Below are 25,659 nucleotides of genomic sequence, written 5' to 3'. Positions count from 1 at the left end.
CTATTTTTGTAAAAATAGATAAGATAAATTAAATTTAAAAAACTATAAATATTAAATCATAATATATAATCATTATCATTATTTAATTTCCACTTAGCTAATATTTTATTATTAATTTAATATGTTTAATTTGAATGTTAAAACATTGTTTCTAAACAACTAACAAGGAGTAAAAACTAATGGTATTTGTTTTACTTTTCTTTTATTTAATTTATATATTAGTAGCTAAATTTATATATAAATTAACAAAACGATTTACTCAGAAAAAATGGATAAGGCATACTGTTCTTGCAACCCTAATCCTAATCCCAACATACGATATCATTATTACAAATATAGTAGGTGCTATTTATTCAATATATCCAAAACCATACTATATAAATAAAAAAGTAGAATACCCAATGAGTATATATTGGGAAGATAACATCTATCCAGGATTTAATAAAGAAGATAGAGAACTAATGATAGAAAGTTATCTTGATGGAGTTCATTTAAAGACAATGGCACTAAATGGAGATGATGGCAAGATATATACATATGAAGCTAATGCTACAACTTGGGATAGACTTAAAGCTTTTAAAGATGATACAGATGATCCATACCATAATATGACAAAAACAATAGTACAAGACATTGTAAGAACAACACAAAAAGTTTATACTAAAGAGACTATGCCAAAGATGAACTATACTGTTAAATCAGATGAAGTTTTGTTAGATCCTATATCAAGATATTTTATCTATGTTGATAAGGTAGAAATCATAGATAATAAAAACAATGAAAGTATAGCTTATAGCAGAAGGGTTAGACCATTTGATTATAATGCAATACCTGATATGATACTTGGTAATAGGTATTTTCACAATTGGGGTTGGGAGATATTCCCAACAAAATACAATGAAGATTTAGACATACCTACATTTAATACATATAAGTGGATTGGGTATTATTCTGGAAAGCATTATATTGATATAAATGTGCGTTTATATAACAAATACATAAAAGGAGAAAAATAAGATGGATACAAGTGCAAATGTAATCACAACAATGGGTATTATTTCGGATGAAGTGTATTCTGATCAAGGTCAGGGTTATTTTAAAAATAAAAATGAATTATCTGCTAATGGTATAGAATATGATATTATAGATCGTATTGATAATTCAGGTTCAGATGGGCTACAAGCTCTCTTACTGAAAAACGGAGATCAATATGTCATCGCATTTAGAGGAACAGAGATGGGAAGTGCCAAAGATTGGTTTGCTGATCTTTTGGCAGGTGTTAAAAATATTAACCCCCAATATTATAGTGCTAGAAAGTTTGTCAATGATGCAATTAAACAATATGGAATTGATAAATCAAACCTTACCCTTACAGGACATAGCTTGGGTGGGATTTTAACTCAACAAGTTGGAGCAAGTTTGGGCATAAAAGGTTATGCTTATAACCCTTGGGGATCTGATGCACTTGTTAAATATCCTCAAAATGGCTCACTTAATATCATAGCAAGGGTTCTTGATGCTGTAGGTATATATAACTCTTCTGCTGAATCTTTTGCAAAAGAAAATATTGTTAACATATCTTATCAAGATGAAGGCTTATTGAATGGCGATATACTTTCAAATTTTGCAACAGGAATTATATCCAAGCATCTAGGTAAATTTATACCTATATTTGGTAAAAATGTAGGATTAAGTGCACATAAAATAGGTCCACTTAATGAAGCTATAAAAGACTATAACACCACATTATCTCATTTTAATTCAAATGTAACTTATGAAAAACTAACAACTGCTTATCTTTCAACTGCAATGATTCATAAAGGACAAGGTTATGAAAAATTAAATGAAGAGTTTAAAAAAATAGGAGTATTTAATGCTTCTAATAATTCACTAAATTTAAATGTGCTTACACCAAACTCACTCATAACCACAACACCAAATATAGCAGAACTCTATGCTTTGGTAAATTTAAATCCTTTTATAGTTTCAAATATATCATCAAATGCTTACAATGAGCTTGAAAAATATAAAGATGAGTATTCAAAAGGGTATATAGACGATAAACTTAGAATGCTTTCAAAAGCACTTGTGTCTAGTTCTGTATTTGGAGAGTATTATAAAGATTATGAAAGCGGTGTAGAGCTAAGACTAGCATTTGATGAAAGTGGATTTGTAACAGATAGTCCACATAATCAATTTATATTTGGCACAAATAAAAATGACACTATTCAAAACATAAAATCAACACTAGATAAAAACACGCACACTAAGATTTATACTTTAGGTGGAGATGATACCATAACTGTTTTAGGTGGTAGCTCATATATAGAAGCAGGAAGCGGCAATGACACTATAGATTTAAGAAATATAACAAACAAAAAATCTAAAAATGAAATTTATGCTGATAATAAAAATGCTAAAGATGATGAAAATGGTGGTAGTGACACCATTTACGGTAGTGCTGGAAAGGATACTATTTATGGTGGCAAAGGCAATGACACCTACTATGTAGGAGATAAAGATATTATACAAGATAGTGATGGTGAAGGAAGTGTGATATTTGATAACACAAACTTATATTTAAGTTTAGTAGCATAATAACTAAATTTAAATATAAGCTTTTAAGAATATAAAAACTTATATTGATTTTAAACTCAAAAAGGAATATTTATGCCTAGTGAAACCGCATCTTTTTTATTTGTTCTTAATACTGTTTTATATTCCATTTTAATATGTTGGTTTTTTATGCCTAATATTAAAATTTATGTAAAATTAATAATCTTAGCGATATTGATATCTATGCTTTATTATACATTTGATTTTTTGCCTATCTTAATAGGAATATTTGTATTTCCTATTGTTGTGATTATCGTTTTGGTGTACTTTTTAAAATTTAATAAAAAAATACCAAATAAATTTGCATATGCAATTATGGCGTATATAGTCATTTCAAAAGCTTTACCTTTTACAAATTATTTTATATTTGAATTAAAATGTAATATTGCTAAGGATAAACAAGGAGATATTATATCAGCCAAGGGTTATAGGTTGGAAATAGTAGATAATAACTATACAATAGAAGATATAAAAAATCATAAATACTATTTTAAACAAACAAATGAATACTTTAAATGCTTTGGAGACAAATTCAATATTTGTACAAATATAGTTAAAGAATTTAACACTTTTGACATACTTTTACAAAAGTATAATATAAAAATAGCTACATTGTATGAAGTTGTTTTACCATATACATCATATCAAACAGCTAGTGATTTTGAATTAGAAAATACAGCACATACTTGTATTGTGGGAGCCGAGATAGGCAAAAGCGGAAATTCAATAATAGATAAAGATTTAATAAATAATTTAAAAGGAGAAAAAAATGAAAAATGAATTTTCAAAATATAAAGAATTGGCAGCATTGGCAAATAATGTTTATTATGATAAGTATCACATACCAACGGGCTACAATGAAGAATATGTCGTGCAAAACACTACTTCTGGATTTGCAGCAACTTTATATGTTAAAGACGGTCAAAAAATACTAGCTATAAGAGGGACTGAATTTAAAACAGATTTTATTAGAGACCTAATAATAGCAGATGGTAATCTTGCTGTAAATTCTTTGCCTAAGTCTCAATATGCAGATATGGTTAAATTTATAAATGATAACAAAGATAAATTAAAAGGTGTAACTATAGTAGGACACTCTCTTGGTGGAACATTGGCTCAAATAGCTTGCAAATCTTTTCCAAATTTATTTGATGAGTGTTATACATTCAATGCACCTAGTGGTAAAGATCTTTTAAATACTAAAATATATAAAGATAAAAATAATAGGTATTTTTGGATAGGAAATGAACAAGTTAATTTTAATCATTATCTTGATAATAAATTAGGCGAAGCTTTATATGAATATCAAAACTCTAATAGTATAACAACAAAAGTAACTGATATAGTTGCTAAAGATGGAGTTGAAACTATAGCAAATTTATGGTGGAAAGATAGATTTGGTGATGTTATTGAAGTATCAGGCAACTCTCACTCCATAAAAGATTTGACTGAAATTTTATATTTTTATAATGAGATGATAAAAAGAGGTGCAAGCGAAGAAAGTGTTACAAGCTATCTAAGTGGATTTTATAATAACTCAAGCATAGTTATGCAAGGAAGTGTGGCACAAATAGTTGAAAAAACTATGAATGAAATAGATGAGATTATAAATGGTAATAAAAGCAATAAAAATTTAATGGATATATTTTTATCAAATGAAGAAAATAATATAAATTATAAGATAGATTTGTTAAATCCAAACTCACTCATAACCACAACACCAAATATGCCAGAACTCTATGCTTTGGTAAATTTAAATCCTTTTATAGTTTCAAATATATCATCAAATGCTTACGATGAACTTGAAAAACATAAATATGAGTATTCAAAGGAATATATAAAAGATAAAGCTAAAATGCTTTTAAAAGCACTTAAATCCAGTTCTGTAGTTGGAGAGTATTATAAAGATTATGAAACTGGTATAGTTCTTAAACCTATGTTTGATGAAAGTGGAATTGTAACAGATAGTCTACATAATCAATTTATATTTGGCACAAACTCGAATGACACTATTGAAAACATAAGATCAAATTCAGGTAAAAATACCTTCACCAAAATTTATACTTTAGCTGGAGATGATACCATAACTGTTTTAGGCGGTAACTCGCATATAGAAGCAGGAAGTGGTAATGACACTATAGATTTAAGAAATATAACAAATAAAGAATCTATAAATGAAATTTATGCTGATAATAAAAATGGCAAAGATGATGAAAATGGTGGTAATGACACTATCTACGGAAGTGCTGGAGAAGATAAAATGTTTGGTGGCAAAGGTTTTGACACCTACTATGCAGGAGACAAAGATATCATAGAAGATAGTGATGGTAAAGGAGAGGTTCATTTTAATAATATAAATCTAACTGGAGCAAAAGAAAAAGTTAAAGATAAAAAAGATACTTATGAAGATGACAAGTTTATATATAAATACAATGAATCAAGCTTAACTTTAAAAGTTTTAACTAAAGATGAAAAACAAAGCTTAACCATAAAAAACTATAAAAAAGATGAAAAAAGTTTAGGGATAAATTTAATTGATAAATTAGGAAAAGAAGTTGCTATAGTTATAGATACAACTGGTTCAATGGGTGATGATATACAAACTGCTAAAAATAATGCTAAATTAATAGCTAATAATATATTTAAATCAAATACAGATAAAAATGTGTATTCTAAAATTTCAATTGTAACATTTAGTGATAACAACATAAGAACAATAGGAACTTATGATAACTATGCTTCTTTTCAAAGTGGAATTAATAGTGTGAATATTGAATATGGCGGAAGAGAATATCATTGTGCTGCTATGATAGAGGGCATGAGAAACTTTACTCCAAATAATGGACTTAGTAAAGAGATATACCTTATGACTGATGAAGGTGGAGATGATAACCATAGAATGAACGAAGTTATAGCTATGGCAAATAATTTTGGAGTCTCTTTAAGCAGAAGTCTAGATAATAGCAATGTTTATGATAATAGTGTAAAAATAAACATAATATCTATAAACTCAAATATGGAGCATCTAAAAAACTATAGTGATAAAACAGGTGGCTTGTATTTTCAACCAAATAACTTAGATGAGTTAGCTGATGCTTTATTTGATGCAAGCAATCTAGGCACAAATAGCAATGAAACAATAATAGGAAATGAAAAAGATAATATCATAAATGGTAAAGGTGGTAATGATGTATTACAAGGTGGCAACGGAAGTGATACCTACATATTTGAAGCAAACTTTGGAAAAAATACTATCATAGAAACAAATAAAAATAATATTGATAAAAACATCATTAAATTTACAGATGACACAACTATAAATGAACTAAGTTTTACTAACAAAAAAGATGATTTAATAATTAAAAAAGAAGATAATCAAATAACCATAAAAGACTTTTATAAAAATGAAGAGAAGATATCTTTTATAGAGTTTAAAGATGGAAAAACTTTAAACTATGATGATATTTTAACTATAACTTCAAAAGATATAGTTAAATTTGGTTTAAAAGATGAAAACTATTTAAATACAAATTTCAAATCAGCTTATCTTAAAGCAGATACAAACACAAAGACACATCTAAGTGGCGGATATAAAAATGATATTTTAATAGGTGAAAATGAAAATGATAACATTGATGGAGAATTTGGTAAAGATATATTAATTGGGGGTAAAGGAGATGACAAACTTCAAGGAGGCTTTGGAGATGATGTTTATATATATCATAAAGGAGATGGAAAAGATATTATAAAAGATAGTGGAGGAAATGATACACTTATACTAAAAGGTTTATCAAAAGATGATGTAGAGCTTAGCATAAAAAATAAAGATTTAGTTATAAATGTAAAAGATACAGATGATAACATAATAATTAAAAATCATTACAGATGGATATTTGGAAAACATAATGAAATTGAAAACATTATATTTGACAAAGATAATAAACTAGATACATCTTATATAAATGATTGTATAAGCTCATCAACAATAAACAAAGTCATAGAACAACTAAACTCCTACTCAGACAATAATGGTTTAATAAACATCACTAGTGATGATATAAAAAATAATACAAATTCAATGCAACTTGTTATGAGTGGATGGGGAAGTTAAAATTCTTGGAGCTATCAAGTAAAAAATCAAAAAAATAAACCAAATTATAATGTCAAGCTTTAATCGGCTTGGCATTATATATCAATTTTTAAATAAGTAATATAAGAGGATTTTAAATGGAAATTGACAACAGCAAAAGTATTAAAGAAAGCAAAAAACAAGATTTCAAAATCAAAAAAGAGACTTTTAGAGAAATTATTGATTTATTTATGAGTAATAAATGGATATCAACTGTTATATTTTTTGGTCTTGGGTTGCTAATTTATAGTATATATTTTTATATTAATTATAAATATATACCAAGCCTTACATGGGGAGAATCCTTAGGCGTTGTAATTTATACATCTTCAATATTTTTATTGTTACCAACTTTAATTTTAATTTTAGTGTTTGTATTTTGGTTTTTTTATCATATAGAAAAAGATTTAAACACTTTTAGTGATGATAATTATTATTTAATCTATTATAAATCTTCATTTATTTGGATAATTTCATTTATTATATCTTTATTTATATTTTTAGCTATGGTTGTTTCCGACTTAACTAAGTCTTTATGTTCATTTTTTTTAATATTTGTGCTATCTTTAATATTTTTAAGCTTCAACACATTAAAAGTATTTTAAAATTGTAGTCAAATTTTTAGATTACGAGGTATAAATATGAGTGACTTTTCTTTCTATTTTAAGAAAGGCGATTTTGTGCTAGAAGTTTCAAAAAAGAATTTTAAAAAAACAGACGGCTCTCTTGTTTTTAAAAATAAGATGAATTCTATTTTGTTTCCAGTTAATTTTACGGCTAGAGATTATGATATATTCTTTACGATTTGCTGGTTTGCAAAGCAAAAAGGATATGCAGAAAATAAAGGCTTTATAGAAATGCCTTACTCTGAAATTGCTAGATTTTTTGACAAAGGGATAAATAAAACTAGGTTTAACGATGAAGTTAAAAGTTTTGCAAATAAAGTTCTTGGCAAGGACGGTGCAGCAATATATAGAACCCTTGAAATTACAGATGACGATGAAATTTTAAGTTTGGGTGTATTTTTTACCGATATTAAAGCCTTTAGAAATCAACAAATTTTACGCTTTAAAATGAATCCTATTGCCTTAGATATTCTCTTTGGCGTTCTTAAATTTATGAAAATTAATTTATATGATTTTGTAGCCATAAAAGGCAAATTTGCAAAAACTCTTTATCGATTATTGCTCCAATATGAAAATATAAAACCTGATAAAGATGGTTTTAAATGTGTTAAATTTAGCCGATTTGATTTTGAGAACCTTATGGCTGTGCCAGATTATTACGAGTCCAGCAATATTGATAGTAGAGTAATTTTGCCATCCATAAAGGAGTTAAATGAAAACTACTTTAAGAAACTTATGTTTGAAAAGCAGTTTCTAGTAAATGATAATAAAAAAATCATTGGATATTCATTCAAATTTATATTAAAAGGTGATATGGCTTCATAAAAACGGCTAATATGCCGTTTTTAAGCTTTTTATCCCTTTATTCTCATTGCAATGTATTCGTCTAGTTCTAGCTCGTAATTCATCGCTTCTGCTTTAAATTGCATCAACTCTTCAAACGTAAAAATATCTTTTAATTTATAAGTAGCTAAAATTTTAATTTCTGAATAAGTTAAAATTTTTAACCCGATATTTTGTGCTTTCTTGATTATTTTCTCTTTATTTTCATTACTTATCCTTAACCCCCTATTTTTTAATGCTGCATCCGTTTTGTTTGGTTCTATTGTCTGTGGCGATTCCGTTAAGCCCATTTTAAATTTTACAAAATCATCCATTTCTATATCATACCATTTGGCTTGTTGATAAATAAATGGCAAAATTTCTTCTTTTATGTGTGGAATGTCCGTAATTAACGATTGTTCTATGAATTTGGAAACAGATAGTATTGGATATTTTTGTCTGATTTTTTCTCCAAGTTCTATTGAAAATTTAACATTTATAAAAGAAGTATTTATTTCTTTTCTCTCTTTTTGAGTCTCTGCTCCATCTATAAACGCATCTAAATTTTCAATCGAGTTTGTGGTTTTTTTAAAATTCATTTTTATCTCCGTAATCTATTTATTTGTATTAAAAAGTTCAAGACATAAGTTTTTAATTTCGCTTTCCGCCTTGTTGCCATCTTTTATTTCAACCACACCAAGCCCTAGTTGAGTTGCCACTTTGTAGCGTTCTCGCTCATATATGATTGTTTCAGCTAATTTTATATAATCTTGCTCTATCTCTTCTATAAAGCTTTTTAAACTCTCGATCTTTTTATATAAAAAAGGATTTGTTGAAGCCCTGTTGATTACTATATATGCTATGAGTTTTTCGTTTTGTTCTTTTGCCATTTTTATAACATTAACCATTTTATCTAGCACACTAACATCAAACTGGCTTGGGATTGTTGGAATTATAATCATATCACTTAATGCAATAGCTATTCTCATCTCTCTACTATCTCTTCCGCCTGTATCAATTATAATGTCTTTGTTGCCATTATAGTTTTGCAAGAATTCTTTTAAATTTTCGCCATATTTATATGTAAAATCAAAAACCTTTGGTTTGTTTTCTTCGTTTCTTATGTTTAAAAATGTAGCTATCGATTTTTGTGGATCAGTATCCATTAATAGCGGTAGTTCGTTTTTAGATAAACTTTGATTAATGGCAATATTTGTTGCTAAGGTACTTTTTCCACTTCCTCCTTTTTCATTGCAAATCGATACAATCATTATACTTCCTTAAATACATTAAAATTATATGAATTATATCACTATTTTCTTAAAGTGTGTTAAAATATGATTATATTGTGTTAAATATATAGTAAAATATTAGTTATATTAAAGTTATAAAGTGTTAAATAATTAGTTATTATAAAGTTATTTATAAGTTATAAAGTGTTATTTAAAATATAATCTCTTTTTTTATTATGTATTATTTATTTTACAAAAAAGAGACTATTTTGAATATGCTATAACAATTCATTGCTCTTTCTTTTTTTGTTATTTGTTTTTTATTCTACTTTATCGGAACATTTTGTAAAAAGTTGTAATTCATAAAATGCTATCAAATAGCGATTTTATTGGTTTTTTAGTTATATTTTGTAAGCTTATACAAGCCTTAAAGTGTAAAAAACACCTGTTTTAATGAAGGAGTTGCCACTTATTTCTTTTTATTTCTGGTGTATGTTTTACTTTTGTGAGTTAAAAGTTGGTTATTTTTGCGATATTAAAAATCTAATTTTTAATATTGTATACAACATTACATTAAAAACTATATAGCAAATAATAGCTAATGTTATAAATATCGGACTTGCATTAATAATTGTTTCTATTCCACTTGGTATTTTTAAAAGATAAAGTATTATGTTTAATCCGATTCCTATTAAGTGTATTGCTATAAAAACCCATATAAACTGCTTTATTGGGCTATCAAATAATCTTATTTTCTTTTTTTCTTTCATTTTCTATTCTCGTTAAAATTGGTTTTGTAATTTTATTCTAGGCATTAAGCCATTTTTTCTTTGTACTATTATTCTTGTAAACATCTCTTGTCCATTAAGCACGGCTGATTTTGTGTTGCTTTGTGTAAAATCTTGCTTTACAAGCTCGGGATACTTCTCTTTGATTTGAAAATCACAGCCCAATATATTAAATTGAGCTGGATTGTGCCTTAAAAAAAATGTTAGTGGAACGCCGATTATACCGTAATAATCAATTGGTATATCTTTATAGCTGGTTACTTCTATGGCTTTGTAATTATCGTATTCGGGATATTTATGCTCGTTGTTTTTATATCTTTTTGTTAGTTTTATTGGCTCTAAGTGTTTAATGCTCTTTAGGTTTGTAAACCAGCTTATGTTTGAAAAACGCTTTTTTGTGCCATCTGGTCTAGTAAATATATTTACTTGATTATTTCCTAGCCATATTTTGCCTTTTTCATATAATTCAAATATCATTTTATAAGTGATTGAGTATGTACCACCGACTATTAAAAATTTCTTTTTCTCACTCTCTACAATCTCTATTAAGTCTCTAAAAAGTGAAAATGGCGGATTTGTTACGATTATATCGCCCTGTGCAATTATTTCTCTTATTTCATCGCTTCTAAAATCGCCACGTCCGTGCAATTGGGTTTCTTTTTTTTCTTTTGTTGTAATTTCTATTTTTGTTCCCTTTGCATTTTGGTCATTGATATTAAAAGTCGTAGTTATAAGCTTTTGTAATTCTAGTTCTTTAAAATTTAATTTAAAATAATGATAAAAATTACTTTTCTTTCCATCATTACAAGGACACACTACAATCTTGCCTTTAAAATGTGATTTGTAATCATCTAGCTCTTTTTTGATTTCGTGATAGTTTGTGTAAAATTCATCATCTACTTCGTATTTTGCTTTCATAAAGTAGACATTTTGCTTTTTCTCTTTATTAGCCATCCATCCTTGACTAGTAGACTCTGTCGGTTTTGTTTGGAACATATCTTATCTTATTTCTTCTTTATGTGCTTATCTATAAAATTTGAACAGATTTTGACATCTTTTTCTATGCCATTTGGTAACTCTACTTTGTTATCTGTCGCTAGTTTCTTTGCAAAAGCTAGTTGTTTATCGCTTGGCGGTCGCACGTCTTTATCTTTGTTTTTCTCAATAAAATTTGAGCATATTTTCCAGTCTCTTTCAATTCCTTTTGGAAGTTCTAAATTTATGTTTTTAGCTATACTCTTTGCCCATTCTAGTTGTTTATCGCTTGGTGGCTTTGTTTCGCCTGAGTTTAATTTTACAAATCCCATCTTTTCATGTAAAGGCTTGATAAAGTCTAAATAGCCAACTTTACCATCGCTTATCTCATCTAGTACACTCTCCATCTGCTTCGTAAATTCGCTCTGACTTACCCATTCATCGTTTGCTTTAATAGTTTTGATAAAATTTATCCCCTTGCTTGTTGCTATGATAATTTGATTCTTCCCTTTTTTCTCTATAATCACATACTCTCTTTTAAGTAGTGTGGGTAAGAATGTCGCATAAGTACTTGGTCTTCCAATACCTTCTTTTTCTAAAAGGGAGATAAAATTACTCTCTTTATAATGTTTTGGTGCTTGTTTTTTAACTTCAGCTAGTTCATATCCTGTTATTTTTACTTCGTCGCCTTGCTTTAAATTTAGAGTAATTTCTAGTACTTCTTCATCCTTATCTTCATCATCTTGTGATTCTTCTTTTAACGCCCCTTTAAATCCATTATAAATGCATTTACTGGTTTTTGTTTTAAAGCTTAGTGTTGTTATACTGATGTCGTATGTAGTGTTTTCATTGATTGCATTTTTAGCTTGACTTTGAACTGAATTTAAAAAGATTAGTTCATATAATGCCTTTTCATCGTCACTTAAGTTTTCTTTTACTCCGATTTCTTCTATTTTGGTATATTCATGTACGTGCGATATTCTTATCGCTTCGTGAGCTTGTGCTTGACTCTGAACTCCTGCTTTATATTCCCTTTTTTCATACCATTCCTGTTCTTTAAATTTAGCTTCTACTTCGTTTATAAACTCATCTGATATTGTGTTACTATCCGTTCTGTGGTATGTAATTAAGCCTTTCTCAAATAACTTTTGAGCTAGACTCATAGTTTTATCTGAGCTAAATCCTAATCTTTTACTAGCTATTTCTTGGAGTTGGCTCGTTCTAAATGGAGCATTAGGTTTTATTTTGATTTGCTTTGTGTCTATTTGATACACTTTTGCCATTGCATTAGCAAATTCAGCTATTTTTGCATTTGCTTCTTCTTTTGAAGTAAATATATTGTCGTTTATTGCATTAAATTCTATGCCGTCTCTCGTTTGTAGTTTTGCTTTGATTTTATAGCTTATTTGCTTTGAAGCAGGGTTTTTGTTGAACTCTTTGATTTCAAGCTCTCGCTTAACGATTAATGCAAGTGCTGGAGTTTGGACTCTACCGACACTTATATTTTTATCATTTAATTTATTTATATATGTTGGACTCATAATAAAGCCCACTAGTTTATCGCCTACAGCTCTTGCTTTGAAACTATCAAATTCTTTTAAATTTGAGTTAGTAAATGGCACAGCACGATCAAGTCCTTTTTTGATTCCACTTTCTGTTATTTCGTGGAATTCTGCCCTTTTTATACTTTTTGCTATATTTTTTATTGTGTCATATACCATATAGCCTATTCCGTAACCTTCACGATCTGGGTCTGTTGCAATTATTACATCTTTGCCTTTGCACTCATTAAAAATTTGATTTATTTGATATTTTTTTTCTTTTTTTATTTCAAATATTGGAGTATAATCTTGATAATTAGACACAATCTCTTTACTTAACTCTTTAAAATGTCCTTTTGTAGCATAAACTTTTGCACCAGTAATTTTTTCTATTTTCTCACATTTATTTGGGCTTTCAATTATAATTATCGTGTTTTGCATTATTTATCCTTATTTTATTGTTGCGATTCCATCTGGTTGTAATTGTCTTTAAGTTCTTTTATTAATTCTTCCATTTGAAGTTCTTGATTCATTGTTTCCATGCCATCTTTACCTATAAAATTTTCCAAAATTTTTAAAATATTATCTTCATTAAAATCATTATCCCAAGATAAAAATAATCTATAAAGAAATATAGCTTCATCACGCCATTCTTCTTTATAATGATCTTGATTATTTATAAAAAATTTAATCTTATCAAAGCTATTATTTATAAATTTTTCTAGTTTTTTTCTGCCATCTTTTATATCATCAGAATCACTGCTATTTATTTTTATATAGGCTCTACCTAACTCTAAATAATAATGTTGAATTCTACCATCGTGTATCAATTTAGCATTTTCATTAAGCTCTTTTAATGTTTTTAATTCACTTGCATCTTTTGGATTTTTTTTATTGTTTTTCATCTCTTATCCTTTTTACGGTATCGCATATCCACCTCTAAATGCCTTGTAGGTGTTATATGTTCCAATTCCTAGTATTTTTGCCCCTTTTCCTATATCCTTTCCCATGTTAATACTCGCATCAATTCCTGTTTTCGTAATATGTCCAACCGCATTTCCACCAGTCGCTCTACCAAAGCTTTGCAAAGCCCCGCCTATAAAACTTCCACCACTGGCTTTTCTAGCTAGTCCACCAAGTAGTGTTTTTCCAGCTATTCCACCAGCTACGGCTCCTGCTACTACTCCACCGCTTCCACTTTCCATTTGAGTGCCTAAAACAGCATTTATCCAGCTTGGAATTCTTTTAAGTATAAAAATTGCCGTAATGCAAGTAATAGATCCTGTTATTAAATACTCAAATTGTTTTAAAAATATTTCCGCTATGTTGTTTTGAAATTTTTCAAGTTGCAGTATTGGATTCATAGCTAAATTTAAAGCTATAAATGCTAAAGGAGCTATAATTGCATATGATAAGTACAATTTATACCAGCTCCACAAATATGGTCTAAACCTTGAGAATATTAAAAATGGAATAATTAGAGGCAAGGTGCTTAAAATCAAAAATGCTGTAAATTTACTAAAAAATATAACTATTACAATTCCTATTAAAAGTATAAAAAATCCTGCATAAAATATCCAAAATGGAATCATTAAAAATGCGGTTACTACCCCAGCCATTAAATAGTCTGCTGGACCATTAACTTCAAAAAATCCAAAATTCCAAGATTGTGATTTTAGGTATTGTGTTGTTCCATAATCCCACATCGATGCTCTTAAATTATCTACTTTATTTGCTGATTCTGTTACGATAGTCCCAAAATCCTGACTTTGAAAAATTGAGCTAACCACTGCTGTAATGACACTTTCTGGAATTGTTAAAAAATTTAAAAATCCCGTGTAAGCGTCAAATGAACTTAACATCGCATAGATAAAACAAAGTGATATTATATATTTTATTGCCCCAAATGATTCATCTCTTGTTGGATAACCGTTTTTAAGTTTATCTAGTAGCCAATAAACGACTATTAAAATTATGACAGTCGTTACTGCAGATGAATAAACTATGTCATGAGCTCCTTGATAAAATTTTTCAAACAGGCTCATTACATTTTCTTGCATTATGTTTTGTGTTTTATTTATCCAATTACTATCGGTAAGTAGCTCTTTTGCGACTTGTTGTTCTGCCATTTTACATCCTTGTTATATCTTTTTTATATGTTTTTATTGACAACAAAGTCTTGCCGTTGTTTAATGGCTCTGCAGTTTTTATTTTTTTAATCTCTATTTTTTTGCCGTCTTTTATTATTGTTTTGATTGTAATTTCTTCTTCAAAATACGGACTTTGCATCTGCACTATATATTCTTCAGTTTTTTTTACATCCGCATAGTTTATATGTGTTGGTTCTTTTTTGTAAGTAGCCTTATCACTAAGACCTAAAAAATTCAAAAATCCAATTAACATTTTTTCCCTTTTAAATTTGGGGCTTTCGCCCCATTAACCCTAAGTTTCATTTTGATTGATTATCTACCTTGATCCAAACTATTATCTTTCTCTTTAGTTTTTTTCTTAGTTGATTTTTTGCCTTTGGCTTTATCTTCTTCTTTTGATATGGTTTTATTTTCTTCTTTACTCATATCAAGTCTTTTAGCTGGGTTAAAATAATCCACACCTTTGATTTGGGCTAATGTTAGATTATTTAGTTGCTTTTCCAAATTTCCGCTAATGCCTAGAGTTTTGCCATAATCGACCTTTACTTCGTATGCTTGGCTTTTGGCTGTTTCTCTGTAATTGTGAACAGCGGTTAAATCCCTGTCTTTTACCTTGCTCTCGTCTAGTCCATCAAACTGACTCACATGATAAAGAGTTCTTGTTTCTAGTCTTGGTTCAATCGGAATTTTTTCTTTAACTACGTAAGTGAGCGGTTTTTTGGTATTCTCGTCTATCTTGATATTGCCGTCCTTATCTTTAACCACAGCCGTGACTTCTTTGCCATCCTTGTCAATCTTAGGTCTCATCTCATAGTTTGCAATATAAAGCATTTTTACACCATCAACTCTTGCATCTTTGCCATTCTTAGTCTTTAAAATTTCGCCTGTTTGTTCATCGTGTTTTAGCTTTAGTACTCCACCCATAGCATTTCCTTGTTCCATAGTTACAAACTGAGCTTTGTTATAACCTTTTATCGCCATTTCTGCTCTTAGTAACATACTAGTTTCTCTTGAGTATGTTCTGCCAGTTAATGCATTATATGGAATTGTATTGTCTACTTCTTTTTTACTCATATCTTTTTGCCAGTCGGCTTTTGTGGTTTTGTGTGCTTCAAAAAGTTTAAATTTTGCATACTTATCAAAACTTTCTTTTTTCTCTGCGTTATTCATCTGCTCCCAACTTTTTCTCTCTTGCTCTTTTGCCATTTTTAATCCTTTACATCTGTTGTTTACTCATAGCTTTTGGGCTATGAGTTTGTGTTTGGCTCGTCTTCGTCTGCAATATCTAAGCTTTGGTTGGTCTTATTTAGATATTCCCACTCCTTGCTCTCTTCGTTGCTGATTTTAAATTCGCCATCTTCGCTATGCTCAAACTGATCAGCAAGATGTTTTTCATACTCTTTGTATGCTTTTTCTTGCTTAAGCCTTTCTTCATAAGTCATTTTTACTCCTTAGGGTTAGTCTTTAGAGCTTTTTAGACTCTAATCTAAATTTTAATTTGTCATTAATACTTAGATTAAAACCTTTAAGCATATAAAAACATATAAAATAACTATATTTTTACAAATAATTTAAATATAGATACCATATAAATTTAGATATATTTTTACGATAATTTACATATAAAATCATAACTTTTACTCCCTATTTACTCTGATTTTTAAAGCTCTTAATAGCTCATCTCTTTGCATTTTTTTCTCATTAAATTCATTTTTTGTTTGCTCTATTGTTTCTTCGCTTTTGTTGTCTGTTGTGGATTTTTCTTCTTTATTGATTTCTAGCCCATCTTGTGGATTTTCTATTGATACTATTTTTATTTTATCTGCATTACTCCATTGCTTCATCTTAAACCAATATGGCACTTTGGCTTTAATTGGTAGCTTAAAGAAACCCTTTACCAAAATTAAAATATCGCTACTATCTTGATTTTTTAAGTCCTGTGAGGTTACTAGCCTTTTGGCTTCTTTGCTCTTTGAGATGTTGCTTTTAAATAATTCTAAGTTTCCCTGACTTCGGCTAATCTTTATATTCGTATAATCTCCTATTAGCCTACTTGTGTCTTCAGCATCCTTGTCACTATTCATATTAAAAATAACTTGATATCCACTATTGTTTTTAACTATATTCATATCATCTTCGCCATAGTATTTTTTTACTTGTTCATAGCTTTGTGTAACAAACACTGGGAGTAATCCATAGCTTCTGCATAGTGCTGGTGCTTCAAGCAAAAATGGCATTTTGCCAAATCGGACGAATTCATCCAAATAGCAATATATAAATTTATCTATATCACTGCACTCATGCCCACTCATTAATTTTTTAAATAATGTTTCTATAAAAATTCGCACTAAAGGAGCTAAAATTTCCATGTCTTCAGTTTGAACTACGACATACATTGATATTCTTTTTTCTCTTAAATCTTCAAATGTAAAGCTCATTTTACTTGTTGCACTTGCTACTTGTGGATTAGTAAAAACTTTCATAAATGTATCGTAGGTTGATTTTATACTAGCAAACTCATTTTCTGCAGCTTTGCTGTAAGCTCTGGCTTGATTTCTAGTATTTTCATCTATTGTCTCATCAAAACTAGTTTGTTTTAGCCATATTCTAAAAGTATCAACATCATAATCTCTTTCTCTTTCTTTTTCAGGATTATCTTCATCTATTTCTTCTAATGCTTCATCTAAAAATTTATCTTCTAACACATCAAAATAATCGGCTTTTGGTGCTTGTGCTAGTTGTGCTAATGTTGCGTGTTTATTTTTTTGCATAAAATATTCTGCAAAAAATACAAACATAGTTTTTGCTGATACTATCCAGTGATCGTTTTCTTTGCCTTGTTCGCCTACAAAAATCGTTGATGCTATCTGTTCGGCTAGTTTTTTGATATGCAAATACTGCATATCTTTTATAAGGCTATTGTCAAACGGATTAAAAAATAGCGTATTATCCCAACTAAAAGGGGAGAAAAGTTGAATTTCATTGTTAAAATATTTTTGGCGATATCCAGCCGTTTTTTCATATAACTCCCCTTTTATGTCTAAAACTACGCAAGAGTTAGGTACACTTAGCAAATTTGGAATTATCATACCTGCGGTTTTACCACTTCCAGGAGGTGCAACGACTAATGTTGAAAGCGGTTGTGTTGCTCTTATGAATTTTGGATTGTTACTGTCAATATCAAGACAACCAAGCACCAAACCAGTATCGTAGTTAATTTTCATATTTTTAAAATCTTTTGGAATCGCAAATCTAGCTGAGCCGTAGTCTTCATTGTCTTTTAGGTATGGCAACATCCACCACACTACACACATTAAAAATGGAGCTATAAGCATTAAAAGTGCTACATATGCTTTAAATTTTAATGTTGGCTCTCCGATGTTATTTAAAATTTTGAGAGCAACTATCGGAACATTTGCTAAATCTGGGTTAAAAATGAGCTTGACCATTCCTAAGTATGCCACCACTCCCATCAATAACGATGTTATAAATACGGCTATCCATTTTTTGGTGCTGAATTTCTGTGTATCACTCATTTTCTTCCCTTTTTATTTCGTATTCTTGTATGCCATCTTGCTCTTCTATACTGCTTGGGGTTTTTATTTTTATGTGCGGTACATTTATCTTGATTTTTAGTGTATCAACCTTTTCATTTAACTCTTTTATCTTCTGCATTAGCTTCACGATGTTTTTTTCAAGGTCTGTTTTTGCTTCTTCATGATTTGTTATATTTGCATTTAGATGGTATGCTATTTGATTTATATTCGTTCCGATATGGCTAAATTCTTTTAAATAACTGCCAATTATTCTATTGTTAGTTTCTATCTCTTGTAAATTATCTCTGTATTTTTGGGTTTGAATTAGTTTTCTAACAACTGCGGATCTGCTTTGATTTCTCTTATCTGATAGTTGTTTTAAAATTCTATTATCGGCTTCTGTTAAGTATATGTGGTGTCTTGTCTTTTTCATGCTACAATCCTTACCATATCTTCTTTTAAATTTAAGATGTCAGTTACTACTCTTTGATTTTTAACTCTTTCTATTTGGATAATATAGTCTATTGCCGTAATAATTAAGCTATCCAACATCTTGTCGTCTACACTTGATAAGCCACCGCCTAGTATTATGTTTGTTTTTATAGCTTTTATTGCATCTTTTGGGCTGTTAGCGTGTAATGTACTTAGGTTTCCTGCGTGTCCTGTGTTATTAACTCTTAGAAATGAGAAGGTATTTCTTATATCTATTTCGCCTAAGAATAGCCTATCAGGTCGGAGTCTCATAGCATTGTCTATTGCTATTTGGTAGCTATAGACTTCATTTGCTATTTTTGGGACTGCAAGTTGAGTTTTATTTATGTTTTCAACTCTTAACTCTTGGCTGTCTTCAATTGTTACTACTCTCTCATTGGGATCAATTTCGCCCATTAGTGAGTTTAAAAAGCTTGTTTTTCCACTTCCTGTTCCACCACTTAGTAGCACATTCTTTTTTTCTCTTATTAGTTCTTTTATTTTTTCGTAATTCCAGCCATCAAGTCTAACTTTATCACTTAAAACAAAGCTTTCTAATTTGAAATTTTCTTTACTTGGTATTCTTATACAGATTGCTATTTCGCTATTAAAAAGACTTGATTTGTGCTGTGCCTGAACCCTATATCTTAAAAACGGCTCAGGTAGTTCACACGATAGATGGCAGTGTGTTTCACTAAACCTTTGATTTCTCCTTGTAGCAAGTTCTATCAAGAAATTATTTAAAAATTTAAGATCTAGTTTTGTATCGTTTATTATCTCCCAGTGATCGCCATAATCTACATTTATTTCGCATGGTTTATTAAAAATAAGCTCATTTGCTTTTAAATTTAGGTATGGTGTTAGCACTCCTAGTATATTATTAAGTATTACACTCTCACTCATTTGATTGCTCTTTGTTTATTTCTTGTGATGCAGATGAAAGCCTTTCTTTTTCTATAATCAAATTTTCCAACTTCTCTTTCTCTTTGTTGTAATTTGCTTCGGCTTTTTTTGTTGTTTTTAGTTGAGTGCCGATTTTATCTAGTATTTTGTCGTAAGCTTTTTTGTTTTCAAGCTCTTTTTCTATTTGACCTTGTATTTTTTCAAATTGCATTTTTTATCCTTTTTATTCTTTAAAATATTTCATTAAGACTTCGCCATTTTTTGGTTTACTAAACCACATATGATTTGTCGGCACTAAGAATATACGACTTCCGCTTTGAATTTCAATCGTTGGCTTAATTTGGCTTTGCTGTTGTATCATATCTTGAACTACTGTGCCTACGTCACTTCTTGTATTAGTGTATAACTCTTGCGTATAAGCGTTAGCTCCTTGCGTTTTTGAGGCTATTACCAAAAGCAAGGCGTTTGTCAGAGTTGAGATTGAATAAGGTATGCCGTATCTATCCCAATATTTATTATTTATAGCTCCTATAGCTCCGTTCATACCCATGTTGTCAGCAACTAATGCATCCGTTAACATGATGTTTATGCCTTGTGGTGTAATAATTTCTCTCCATCTAATCTCTAGCCTTTCATGACCGATTTTGGTATCGTTGGTATAAAAGCCTATTGCTTTACTTCCGCGTGGGATTAAAACGGCTCTCCCCATTGAGGCATATATGTCTTGTTCTATTTGAGCTGTAATTATTCCACTTAAATCTGAGCTTATTGCAGTCGTTAAAATAGCTGGTATCATGCGTCCTGCCCTTATTGTCCTATAAAGTCTATGTTCGTTTGTGCTTATGTCGACAGACTTTTGATTTGAAAAACCATCAACACCATATTTTGAAGATGAACCATCAATGTTTTTAATTTCATTGTTGCGATCGGCTAAAATTTGAGCTCTTAAAAGCTTTTTTATTTTGTTGTCATATGCTTTTTTATTATCAACCCTTATCTCTTGTCGCAAGGCTTCTTGTTTGGCTTGTAGCTCTTCTTGTTTGGCTTTGTTTCTTTTTGCTTTTTCTTCTTGTTCTACTTTCTCAAGCATGGATTGGGGTATTTGCATCTGTGTTTGTGGAGTCGGTGAATTTTGTTTGTCTTTTTTTCCTTTTAGAGCTTGGGCGATATCAGATTGATCTTTATTTGGCTCTCTCTTTCCTGCCTTATAAATGTAATCATCAACTGGGAATTTTGAATTTTCAAAAAGATGATTTAAATTCGTTTCATTTTGCAAATTTCTTATCTGTTCGTCGCTTAGCTCATTAGCAAAAAGGGAAAGAGATTGTATTGCATATAATGCCATAATGCTGAAGAATAACGCTTTTTTCCCTTTTTTCATTTTATATTCCTTTTATTCTGTTTATTGCTTGATTTTGCTTTTCTTTATTGACTTTTTGTCTTTCTTTTATTGCTTCTTTGCTTATGTTTAAATTCTTTCTCATTTCTTTTCTATCTTTTTCTTCTTTTGTCTCTTTTCGTCCTACGCATATATAGCTATTACCGCTTTTAATTGTAAATCTCGGATTTATGGTCTCGGCTATTATGTAATCTCCTATAACCCTTGTCTCTACTGGGCTGTCTTGATTATCGATTACAGCAAAAATTGCTGGTACTTGAGGTAGTTCATCTTTTGGATATTTAAAGTAAGTAAATTTCTTATCATCAAAAATTTCAGCCGATAGTAGCCACTCGTTTTCCTTGTTTGCCTTTTGTATGTATCCATTGTAAATATCGCTTTTCTTTATTTTTAGCTCTGCTATACCATCTTGTATGATTTTATAATCTCTATTGTCTCTCTCTATTTTTGCCTGTTTTGCTCTTATTGCTTCTTCATCTTTCATATAAATCACAAAGCTTGGGTCTTTTGTATTTTTATAGTCTGTTGAAAATATGTAAAATGTATGTATTTTTCCATCTCTTGTAAAAATTGTAAGACTTGTATCAATTCCTATTAATTGCGGAATTACTGCTATTGCATCATCTTTATTTGGGATTAGCTCTAGTTTAAAGCCTGTTTGATCTCCTAGTATAAAGTTTTCTATTGGGCTGTCAAAGATTAAAGTTGTTGCCATTGCATGGCGAGTTCTTATTTTGTGAGTCTTGTTTGGTGTGTATTTTATTGTTTTGGTGTTCTCAAATCCGCTATATTTTTTTGAGTGAAATTTTTTCTGTAATGCTTTTAAGTCTTGATTTCTTATAGCATTTCGCATAAGCTCCATCTCTTCCTTGCTATACTCTCTTGGCTCTTGGGAAGTCGAACCATCAAAATTTATATACTCATCTTGTGGATGTTCTTGATAATTTTTTTGTCCATATACTCCAAATGGATTTATACCTACACTTGTTTGGATGTTTTTATTAATATTTTTTGTTTTATCATTAAAAATGTTTTCACCCATAGACTGGTCTTGTTGTTTCTGTTCGTTGACTAGCTCTTGAGTTTGTCTCATAATTGCTCTTACTTCGCTCATTTGTTCTTCACTAAGCCCCTGAGCATTTAAATTTAAAGCCGTAGCTAAAATTATGTATATTTTTGTTAAATTTTTCATTTTTTATCTTTTCTTTCATCGAGTATTTGCGTGACTCTGTATTTGCTAACTATAAAGCCTGTAGGATTTTTTATGTTGTCCAAATATGTACTGCTTTGGTTTTGGAAGTCATACTCTATTGCACTTCTATATTTCTTAAAGTTCTTATCCGTTCCTGATGGATTCGTGATTTCTGCTTGAAAGTCTACCGTTGCAACGTTTTTGCTTAAAATAGAGACGTTTAAAATCTGAATATCTCTATAATAATTTTTTGTGGTATAAATTGAATTTGGATCGGCTACTAAAGTCTGGAATGCTTCCCATACTTGCCTACTGCTTTGTGTTCTTATCTCGTTGTATCGTTCGATGTCATCAATTCTATTTATTAGTTCTCTATTTTTAACATATCCAGCTATTATGCTTTTTAATAGCTGTTCGTCTCCCCTTATATTAAGGCTTGTGTCGCTAATGGTTACAAAGCGAGAGTCAGCATCACTAAATTTAAGCAAAACTGGCTTTGTTTCTTTTAAAGGTGTCAATAGTGCTAGTGCTATTGATAAACTAACACTTACAACTGCTAAGGCTATAATGATGTAAAGCATATATGCTTTAATGCTTCTTTCCATTTTAAAAATAAAATTTGGGTCTACTTTTCTATCTTCAAATGCCATTTTAAATCCTATTTTGAAAAGTCACAATAAGCACAAGGGCTTATCTTTTCTATTTTGTTCGGCTTGTTTGCACATCCACTTAAAAACATCATTATTATTGCTGTTAAAATCACTATTTTTTTCATTGCATTACTCCTTTTTATCTGTGTTCTAAGTATAGTTTTCGCCAATGTTTTGGGCTTTCTTCTTTTAACTTTTTGATTAGCATTACATTGTCTGAACTTGATGAGAATGCTTTTAATAGGCTTCCTAGTTTTGAGAGATCTATATTTAGTTTTGCACTCTCGTTTCTTAACTTCATATTTAAAAGCACTTCTCTTGAGCTTGAGTTGCTCTCTTTTAAGTATTTGATTTCCGTTGGTGCAAGTCCTATCATTTCGTGCATTTCGTTTAATGCTTCTGTGCTACTTGTTGGAAATATAATAAAATTTGCGATGTTGTCTAAAAACGATGAACCCCTTTCAATTTGTTTAAAGAGGCTAAGGCTTTGAAAGCCCATACACATTACTCCGCCTATCTTTCTTACTTCTAGTATGCTTTCTAGGATTTTTTCTTGCATAGTTTCATCTTGTAGATAATCTTTAAGTTCGTCTATAAAACAGAAAAAACCCCTAGTATCGGTACTATTCTTTGCTTGGTTTTTTAACTTATGAAATATATACATCGCTGTAAGTGCTGATGTTTTCTTATTGGTTAATATGCCATCCATATTTAGTACTGATAGTTGTTTTTTGAAATTTAGAGCATCTTCTTTGTTATCAAATATTGAACCTTTATAGCTATCAAACCTTGTTTTTAATCTTGATTTTCCATCATTGTCGGCTGGAAGTGAAATTATAAAGTCACTAAGTGTTATAACTTGGTTTGGTTGCTTCATTTCATACATTCTATCTACTGTGCTGTTAATATCCTTTTTTTCTTCGTGTTCATCTATCTTTATCTCTGCCATCATTTGAAGCCATGATTTTAAAAATTCCCTGTTTTCGTGTGTATCGGTAAGGGTAAATGGGTTTAGTTTAAACTCTTCGCTTTCGCTGTCGTGATACTCTCCATCCATATAGTTTGTAAAGTTGCTCATTCCTCTTAATTTATCCATTGCAAATATGTTTATCGGATATTTAAATAGATTTGTCATTAAAAACTCGGCAAGTGTTGTCTTTCCCTTTCCAGTTCCACCCATTATCATTGTATGACCTGCTGGTCTATCGCCGTCTGGTGTATAGTGGAAGTTAAAAAGGAATGGTGTTTGGTTTATATGCTTAAATGTTGTTACTGCTTCATCTCCCCAATCATTTCTATTAAAGCCTGTTACTTCGTTTTCAAAGTTAGCGATTGTGGATAAGTTGCTTATGTTTAGCGTTTTTTTTCTTGCATTTAAATTTCCCCTGCTTGGAAAGAAACTAAAATAAAGTGGTTTTTGATTTAGTGTCTCTCTTACGACATTTAACCCTTGATTTTCAAGAATATTTTTAAGCTTGTTTGCTTTATCGTCTAACTCTGATAAGCTATCTGCTAGGCAATATACTGAAAAGCTTGTTTCTACTAAGTTTTCTCTGTCTGCTTGAACTAACTCCATTAATTCATCAAGCTCTGCTTTTACTAAATCAACTGAGAATGTTTTTGTGTCTTTTATTTTTTTGATTGCTTTTCTTTTTTCATATGCTTTAAAATAAATCATTGCCATAAATTCATTATTACTTTTGATTAGATTTGAAGTAATAAGTGATTTTAACTGCTCTGTTTCGTAGGCTTTAACACTTATAAATCTTGCATATTTGGTAGTGCCGTCGTTGCGAAAAAATTCTATATAATCTTTTTTAAATTCAACGTCTGAGCTTATATAACAATCCGTTATTAATTCGTTTGTATATCTTAGGCTGGTTTCTTTTGCATTTGAGTATGTAGCATAAAAATTAATTATTTCATCAGCTTTCATCTGGCATGGATTATAAATTAAGAGATAATTTTTAATATTTAAAAGCGTTTCATTTAATAGATCTATCTTTTGTCTTAAATTTGCACTCTCGCTACTTTCTTCGTTTTGTTCGCTTGTTACTTTTGTCTTAAAACTTTCAAGTATGCCTGTTAAATTTTTAGTGATTGTTGAGATAATTAAGTAATATTTTATTGAGTAAATATCTTGATTTGTCTCCCATTTTTCTATTATCTCTTCTGCGTATGGGTTTATATCTCTTTTTTTAATTTTAGTTATATCTTGTTTATCTTTTTTAATAATTAAATTTATTTCTACATCGTTTTTTAATGTTGTAAAAAACATAACACGATTTAAAAGATAATCTGTTTCATCATCTAGACTAATTCCAGCATAGCTCGTTCCCTTTAGCTCTACTGCTATGGTTGCATTGCCATCTTTTGTAATTATTACATTATCTCCATATTTACATGCGATATTATTTTCTTTTGCTAATGTATAAATTTGTGGTTCTGCTAACATTATCATCTTGTCTGCTTTTTTATTTAATCCGCTTCGGTTTGTCTGCTTATTGTTGCTTTTTGCATTCTTTTCATTTTTGGCATTGTCAAAGCTTAACTCTTGCTTTTCTTTTTCCCTTTGTTTTTCCTTCTTCCAGTCTTTAAATACATCAATTAATCCACGAGCCATTTTTAA

General features: G+C 29.7%; 23 protein-coding genes. 6 read left to right on the top strand and 17 right to left on the bottom strand.

All coding sequences use genetic code 11. The annotated features are described in order from the left end of the window. Positions 1-179: 179 nt before the first annotated feature. The 6 genes from CBLAS_RS07305 (at position 180) to CBLAS_RS07280 (ending at position 8,196) form a co-directional block, all read left to right on the top strand. Entirely contained in the window at positions 180-1,016 is an 837-nt protein-coding gene (locus tag CBLAS_RS07305; protein ID WP_106872848.1) for a hypothetical protein, read from the top strand. A 1-nt stretch (position 1,017) separates the two neighbouring features. Further along, a complete protein-coding gene (locus tag CBLAS_RS07300) occupies positions 1,018-2,598 on the top strand; it encodes a Tle-like phospholipase domain-containing protein (protein WP_106872850.1) in 1,581 nt (526 codons plus the stop codon). Between the two features lie 72 nt (positions 2,599-2,670). Continuing rightward, positions 2,671-3,396, top strand: coding sequence for a hypothetical protein (locus CBLAS_RS07295; protein ID WP_106872852.1), 726 nt, complete (start codon positions 2,671-2,673; stop codon positions 3,394-3,396). Next, positions 3,386-6,727 carry a VWA domain-containing protein gene (locus CBLAS_RS07290; RefSeq protein WP_106872854.1) on the top strand — a complete coding sequence of 1,114 codons (3,342 nt, stop codon included), beginning with the start codon at positions 3,386-3,388 and terminating at the stop codon, positions 6,725-6,727. The genes CBLAS_RS07295 and CBLAS_RS07290 overlap by 11 nt, the downstream gene beginning before the upstream one ends. Positions 6,728-6,843: 116 nt before the next feature. Continuing rightward, entirely contained in the window at positions 6,844-7,350 is a 507-nt protein-coding gene (locus tag CBLAS_RS07285; RefSeq protein ID WP_106872856.1) for a hypothetical protein, read from the top strand. A gap of 75 nt (positions 7,351-7,425) precedes the next feature. After that, the gene (locus CBLAS_RS07280) at positions 7,426-8,196 is read left to right on the top strand and encodes a replication initiation protein (protein ID WP_244948128.1); all 771 of its coding nucleotides are present in this window, start codon (positions 7,426-7,428) and stop codon (positions 8,194-8,196) included. A 29-nt stretch (positions 8,197-8,225) separates the two neighbouring features. Here CBLAS_RS07280 and CBLAS_RS07275 read toward each other — a convergent pair whose 3' ends face one another. From CBLAS_RS07275 to CBLAS_RS07195, 17 genes are all read right to left on the bottom strand, one after another. After that, positions 8,226-8,792, bottom strand: a complete 567-nt coding sequence (locus CBLAS_RS07275; RefSeq protein WP_106872860.1) for a hypothetical protein — start codon at positions 8,790-8,792, stop codon at positions 8,226-8,228. 15 nt (positions 8,793-8,807) lie between these two features. Then, a complete protein-coding gene (locus CBLAS_RS07270; RefSeq protein ID WP_106872862.1) occupies positions 8,808-9,464 on the bottom strand; it encodes an AAA family ATPase in 657 nt (218 codons plus the stop codon). Between the two features lie 743 nt (positions 9,465-10,207). Next, positions 10,208-11,167, bottom strand: a complete 960-nt coding sequence (locus CBLAS_RS07265; protein ID WP_241517650.1) for an adenine-specific methyltransferase EcoRI family protein — start codon at positions 11,165-11,167, stop codon at positions 10,208-10,210. 50 nt (positions 11,168-11,217) lie between these two features. Beyond that, entirely contained in the window at positions 11,218-13,170 is a 1,953-nt protein-coding gene (locus CBLAS_RS07260) for a type IA DNA topoisomerase (protein WP_106872866.1), read from the bottom strand. Positions 13,171-13,184: 14 nt separating this feature from the next. Next, complete coding sequence (locus CBLAS_RS07255) at positions 13,185-13,634, bottom strand: hypothetical protein (RefSeq protein WP_106872868.1); 450 nt, start codon at positions 13,632-13,634, stop codon at positions 13,185-13,187. A gap of 12 nt (positions 13,635-13,646) precedes the next feature. Next, positions 13,647-14,858, bottom strand: coding sequence for a type IV secretion system protein (locus CBLAS_RS07250; protein ID WP_106872870.1), 1,212 nt, complete (start codon positions 14,856-14,858; stop codon positions 13,647-13,649). A gap of 1 nt (position 14,859) precedes the next feature. Next, positions 14,860-15,132: a hypothetical protein gene (locus tag CBLAS_RS07245; protein ID WP_106872872.1), complete on the bottom strand. Its 273-nt coding sequence runs from the start codon at positions 15,130-15,132 to the stop codon at positions 14,860-14,862. A 59-nt stretch (positions 15,133-15,191) separates the two neighbouring features. Continuing rightward, complete coding sequence (locus CBLAS_RS07240; protein ID WP_106872874.1) at positions 15,192-16,085, bottom strand: ArdC-like ssDNA-binding domain-containing protein; 894 nt, start codon at positions 16,083-16,085, stop codon at positions 15,192-15,194. 41 nt (positions 16,086-16,126) lie between these two features. After that, positions 16,127-16,321, bottom strand: a complete 195-nt coding sequence (locus tag CBLAS_RS07235; RefSeq protein WP_106872876.1) for a hypothetical protein — start codon at positions 16,319-16,321, stop codon at positions 16,127-16,129. Between the two features lie 195 nt (positions 16,322-16,516). Then, positions 16,517-18,415, bottom strand: a complete 1,899-nt coding sequence (locus tag CBLAS_RS07230) for a type IV secretory system conjugative DNA transfer family protein (protein ID WP_106872878.1) — start codon at positions 18,413-18,415, stop codon at positions 16,517-16,519. Next, positions 18,408-18,848, bottom strand: coding sequence for a plasmid mobilization relaxosome protein MobC (locus tag CBLAS_RS07225; RefSeq protein WP_106872880.1), 441 nt, complete (start codon positions 18,846-18,848; stop codon positions 18,408-18,410). The genes CBLAS_RS07230 and CBLAS_RS07225 overlap by 8 nt, the downstream gene beginning before the upstream one ends. After that, the gene (locus CBLAS_RS07220) at positions 18,845-19,789 is read right to left on the bottom strand and encodes an ATPase, T2SS/T4P/T4SS family (RefSeq protein ID WP_106872882.1); all 945 of its coding nucleotides are present in this window, start codon (positions 19,787-19,789) and stop codon (positions 18,845-18,847) included. Before CBLAS_RS07220 ends, CBLAS_RS07225 begins: the two co-directional genes overlap by 4 nt. After that, entirely contained in the window at positions 19,782-20,000 is a 219-nt protein-coding gene (locus CBLAS_RS07215) for a hypothetical protein (protein ID WP_106872884.1), read from the bottom strand. The genes CBLAS_RS07220 and CBLAS_RS07215 overlap by 8 nt, the downstream gene beginning before the upstream one ends. Before the next feature lie 12 nt (positions 20,001-20,012). Beyond that, complete coding sequence (locus tag CBLAS_RS07210; protein WP_106872886.1) at positions 20,013-21,170, bottom strand: DNA type IV secretion system protein ComB10; 1,158 nt, start codon at positions 21,168-21,170, stop codon at positions 20,013-20,015. Between the two features lies 1 nt (position 21,171). After that, positions 21,172-22,380: a TrbG/VirB9 family P-type conjugative transfer protein gene (locus tag CBLAS_RS07205; RefSeq protein WP_106872888.1), complete on the bottom strand. Its 1,209-nt coding sequence runs from the start codon at positions 22,378-22,380 to the stop codon at positions 21,172-21,174. Next, positions 22,377-23,030, bottom strand: coding sequence for a VirB8 family type IV secretion system protein (locus CBLAS_RS07200; RefSeq protein WP_106872890.1), 654 nt, complete (start codon positions 23,028-23,030; stop codon positions 22,377-22,379). The genes CBLAS_RS07205 and CBLAS_RS07200 overlap by 4 nt, the downstream gene beginning before the upstream one ends. A 139-nt stretch (positions 23,031-23,169) precedes the next feature. Beyond that, positions 23,170-25,653, bottom strand: coding sequence for a VirB4 family type IV secretion/conjugal transfer ATPase (locus tag CBLAS_RS07195; protein WP_106872892.1), 2,484 nt, complete (start codon positions 25,651-25,653; stop codon positions 23,170-23,172). Between the last annotated feature and the right edge of the window lie 6 nt (positions 25,654-25,659).

Source organism: Campylobacter blaseri, from assembly GCF_013201895.1.
GTDB classification, from domain to species: domain Bacteria; phylum Campylobacterota; class Campylobacteria; order Campylobacterales; family Campylobacteraceae; genus Campylobacter_B; species Campylobacter_B blaseri.
This window is presented reverse-complemented; position numbering and strand designations above follow the sequence as displayed.

Bases quoted from the DNA above. Each gene is read 5' to 3' on its own strand.
- CBLAS_RS07285 (WP_106872856.1), top strand. From the start codon at position 6,844: ATGGAAATTGACAACAGCAAAAGTATTAAAGAAAGCAAAAAACAAGAT.
- CBLAS_RS07295 (WP_106872852.1), top strand. From the start codon at position 2,671: ATGCCTAGTGAAACCGCATCTTTTTTATTTGTTCTTAATACTGTTTTA.
- CBLAS_RS07225 (WP_106872880.1), bottom strand. From the start codon at position 18,848: ATGAAAAAGACAAGACACCACATATACTTAACAGAAGCCGATAATAGA.
- CBLAS_RS07255 (WP_106872868.1), bottom strand. From the start codon at position 13,634: ATGAAAAACAATAAAAAAAATCCAAAAGATGCAAGTGAATTAAAAACA.
- CBLAS_RS07205 (WP_106872888.1), bottom strand. From the start codon at position 22,380: ATGAAAAATTTAACAAAAATATACATAATTTTAGCTACGGCTTTAAAT.
- CBLAS_RS07230 (WP_106872878.1), bottom strand. From the start codon at position 18,415: ATGAGTGATACACAGAAATTCAGCACCAAAAAATGGATAGCCGTATTT.
- CBLAS_RS07210 (WP_106872886.1), bottom strand. From the start codon at position 21,170: ATGAAAAAAGGGAAAAAAGCGTTATTCTTCAGCATTATGGCATTATAT.
- CBLAS_RS07275 (WP_106872860.1), bottom strand. From the start codon at position 8,792: ATGAATTTTAAAAAAACCACAAACTCGATTGAAAATTTAGATGCGTTT.
- CBLAS_RS07305 (WP_106872848.1), top strand. From the start codon at position 180: ATGGTATTTGTTTTACTTTTCTTTTATTTAATTTATATATTAGTAGCT.
- CBLAS_RS07220 (WP_106872882.1), bottom strand. From the start codon at position 19,789: ATGAGTGAGAGTGTAATACTTAATAATATACTAGGAGTGCTAACACCA.
- CBLAS_RS07250 (WP_106872870.1), bottom strand. From the start codon at position 14,858: ATGGCAGAACAACAAGTCGCAAAAGAGCTACTTACCGATAGTAATTGG.
- CBLAS_RS07270 (WP_106872862.1), bottom strand. From the start codon at position 9,464: ATGATTGTATCGATTTGCAATGAAAAAGGAGGAAGTGGAAAAAGTACC.
- CBLAS_RS07245 (WP_106872872.1), bottom strand. From the start codon at position 15,132: ATGTTAATTGGATTTTTGAATTTTTTAGGTCTTAGTGATAAGGCTACT.
- CBLAS_RS07240 (WP_106872874.1), bottom strand. From the start codon at position 16,085: ATGGCAAAAGAGCAAGAGAGAAAAAGTTGGGAGCAGATGAATAACGCA.
- CBLAS_RS07260 (WP_106872866.1), bottom strand. From the start codon at position 13,170: ATGCAAAACACGATAATTATAATTGAAAGCCCAAATAAATGTGAGAAA.
- CBLAS_RS07265 (WP_241517650.1), bottom strand. From the start codon at position 11,167: ATGGCTAATAAAGAGAAAAAGCAAAATGTCTACTTTATGAAAGCAAAA.
- CBLAS_RS07200 (WP_106872890.1), bottom strand. From the start codon at position 23,030: ATGGCATTTGAAGATAGAAAAGTAGACCCAAATTTTATTTTTAAAATG.
- CBLAS_RS07195 (WP_106872892.1), bottom strand. From the start codon at position 25,653: ATGGCTCGTGGATTAATTGATGTATTTAAAGACTGGAAGAAGGAAAAA.
- CBLAS_RS07300 (WP_106872850.1), top strand. From the start codon at position 1,018: ATGGATACAAGTGCAAATGTAATCACAACAATGGGTATTATTTCGGAT.
- CBLAS_RS07235 (WP_106872876.1), bottom strand. From the start codon at position 16,321: ATGACTTATGAAGAAAGGCTTAAGCAAGAAAAAGCATACAAAGAGTAT.
- CBLAS_RS07215 (WP_106872884.1), bottom strand. From the start codon at position 20,000: ATGCAATTTGAAAAAATACAAGGTCAAATAGAAAAAGAGCTTGAAAAC.
- CBLAS_RS07290 (WP_106872854.1), top strand. From the start codon at position 3,386: ATGAAAAATGAATTTTCAAAATATAAAGAATTGGCAGCATTGGCAAAT.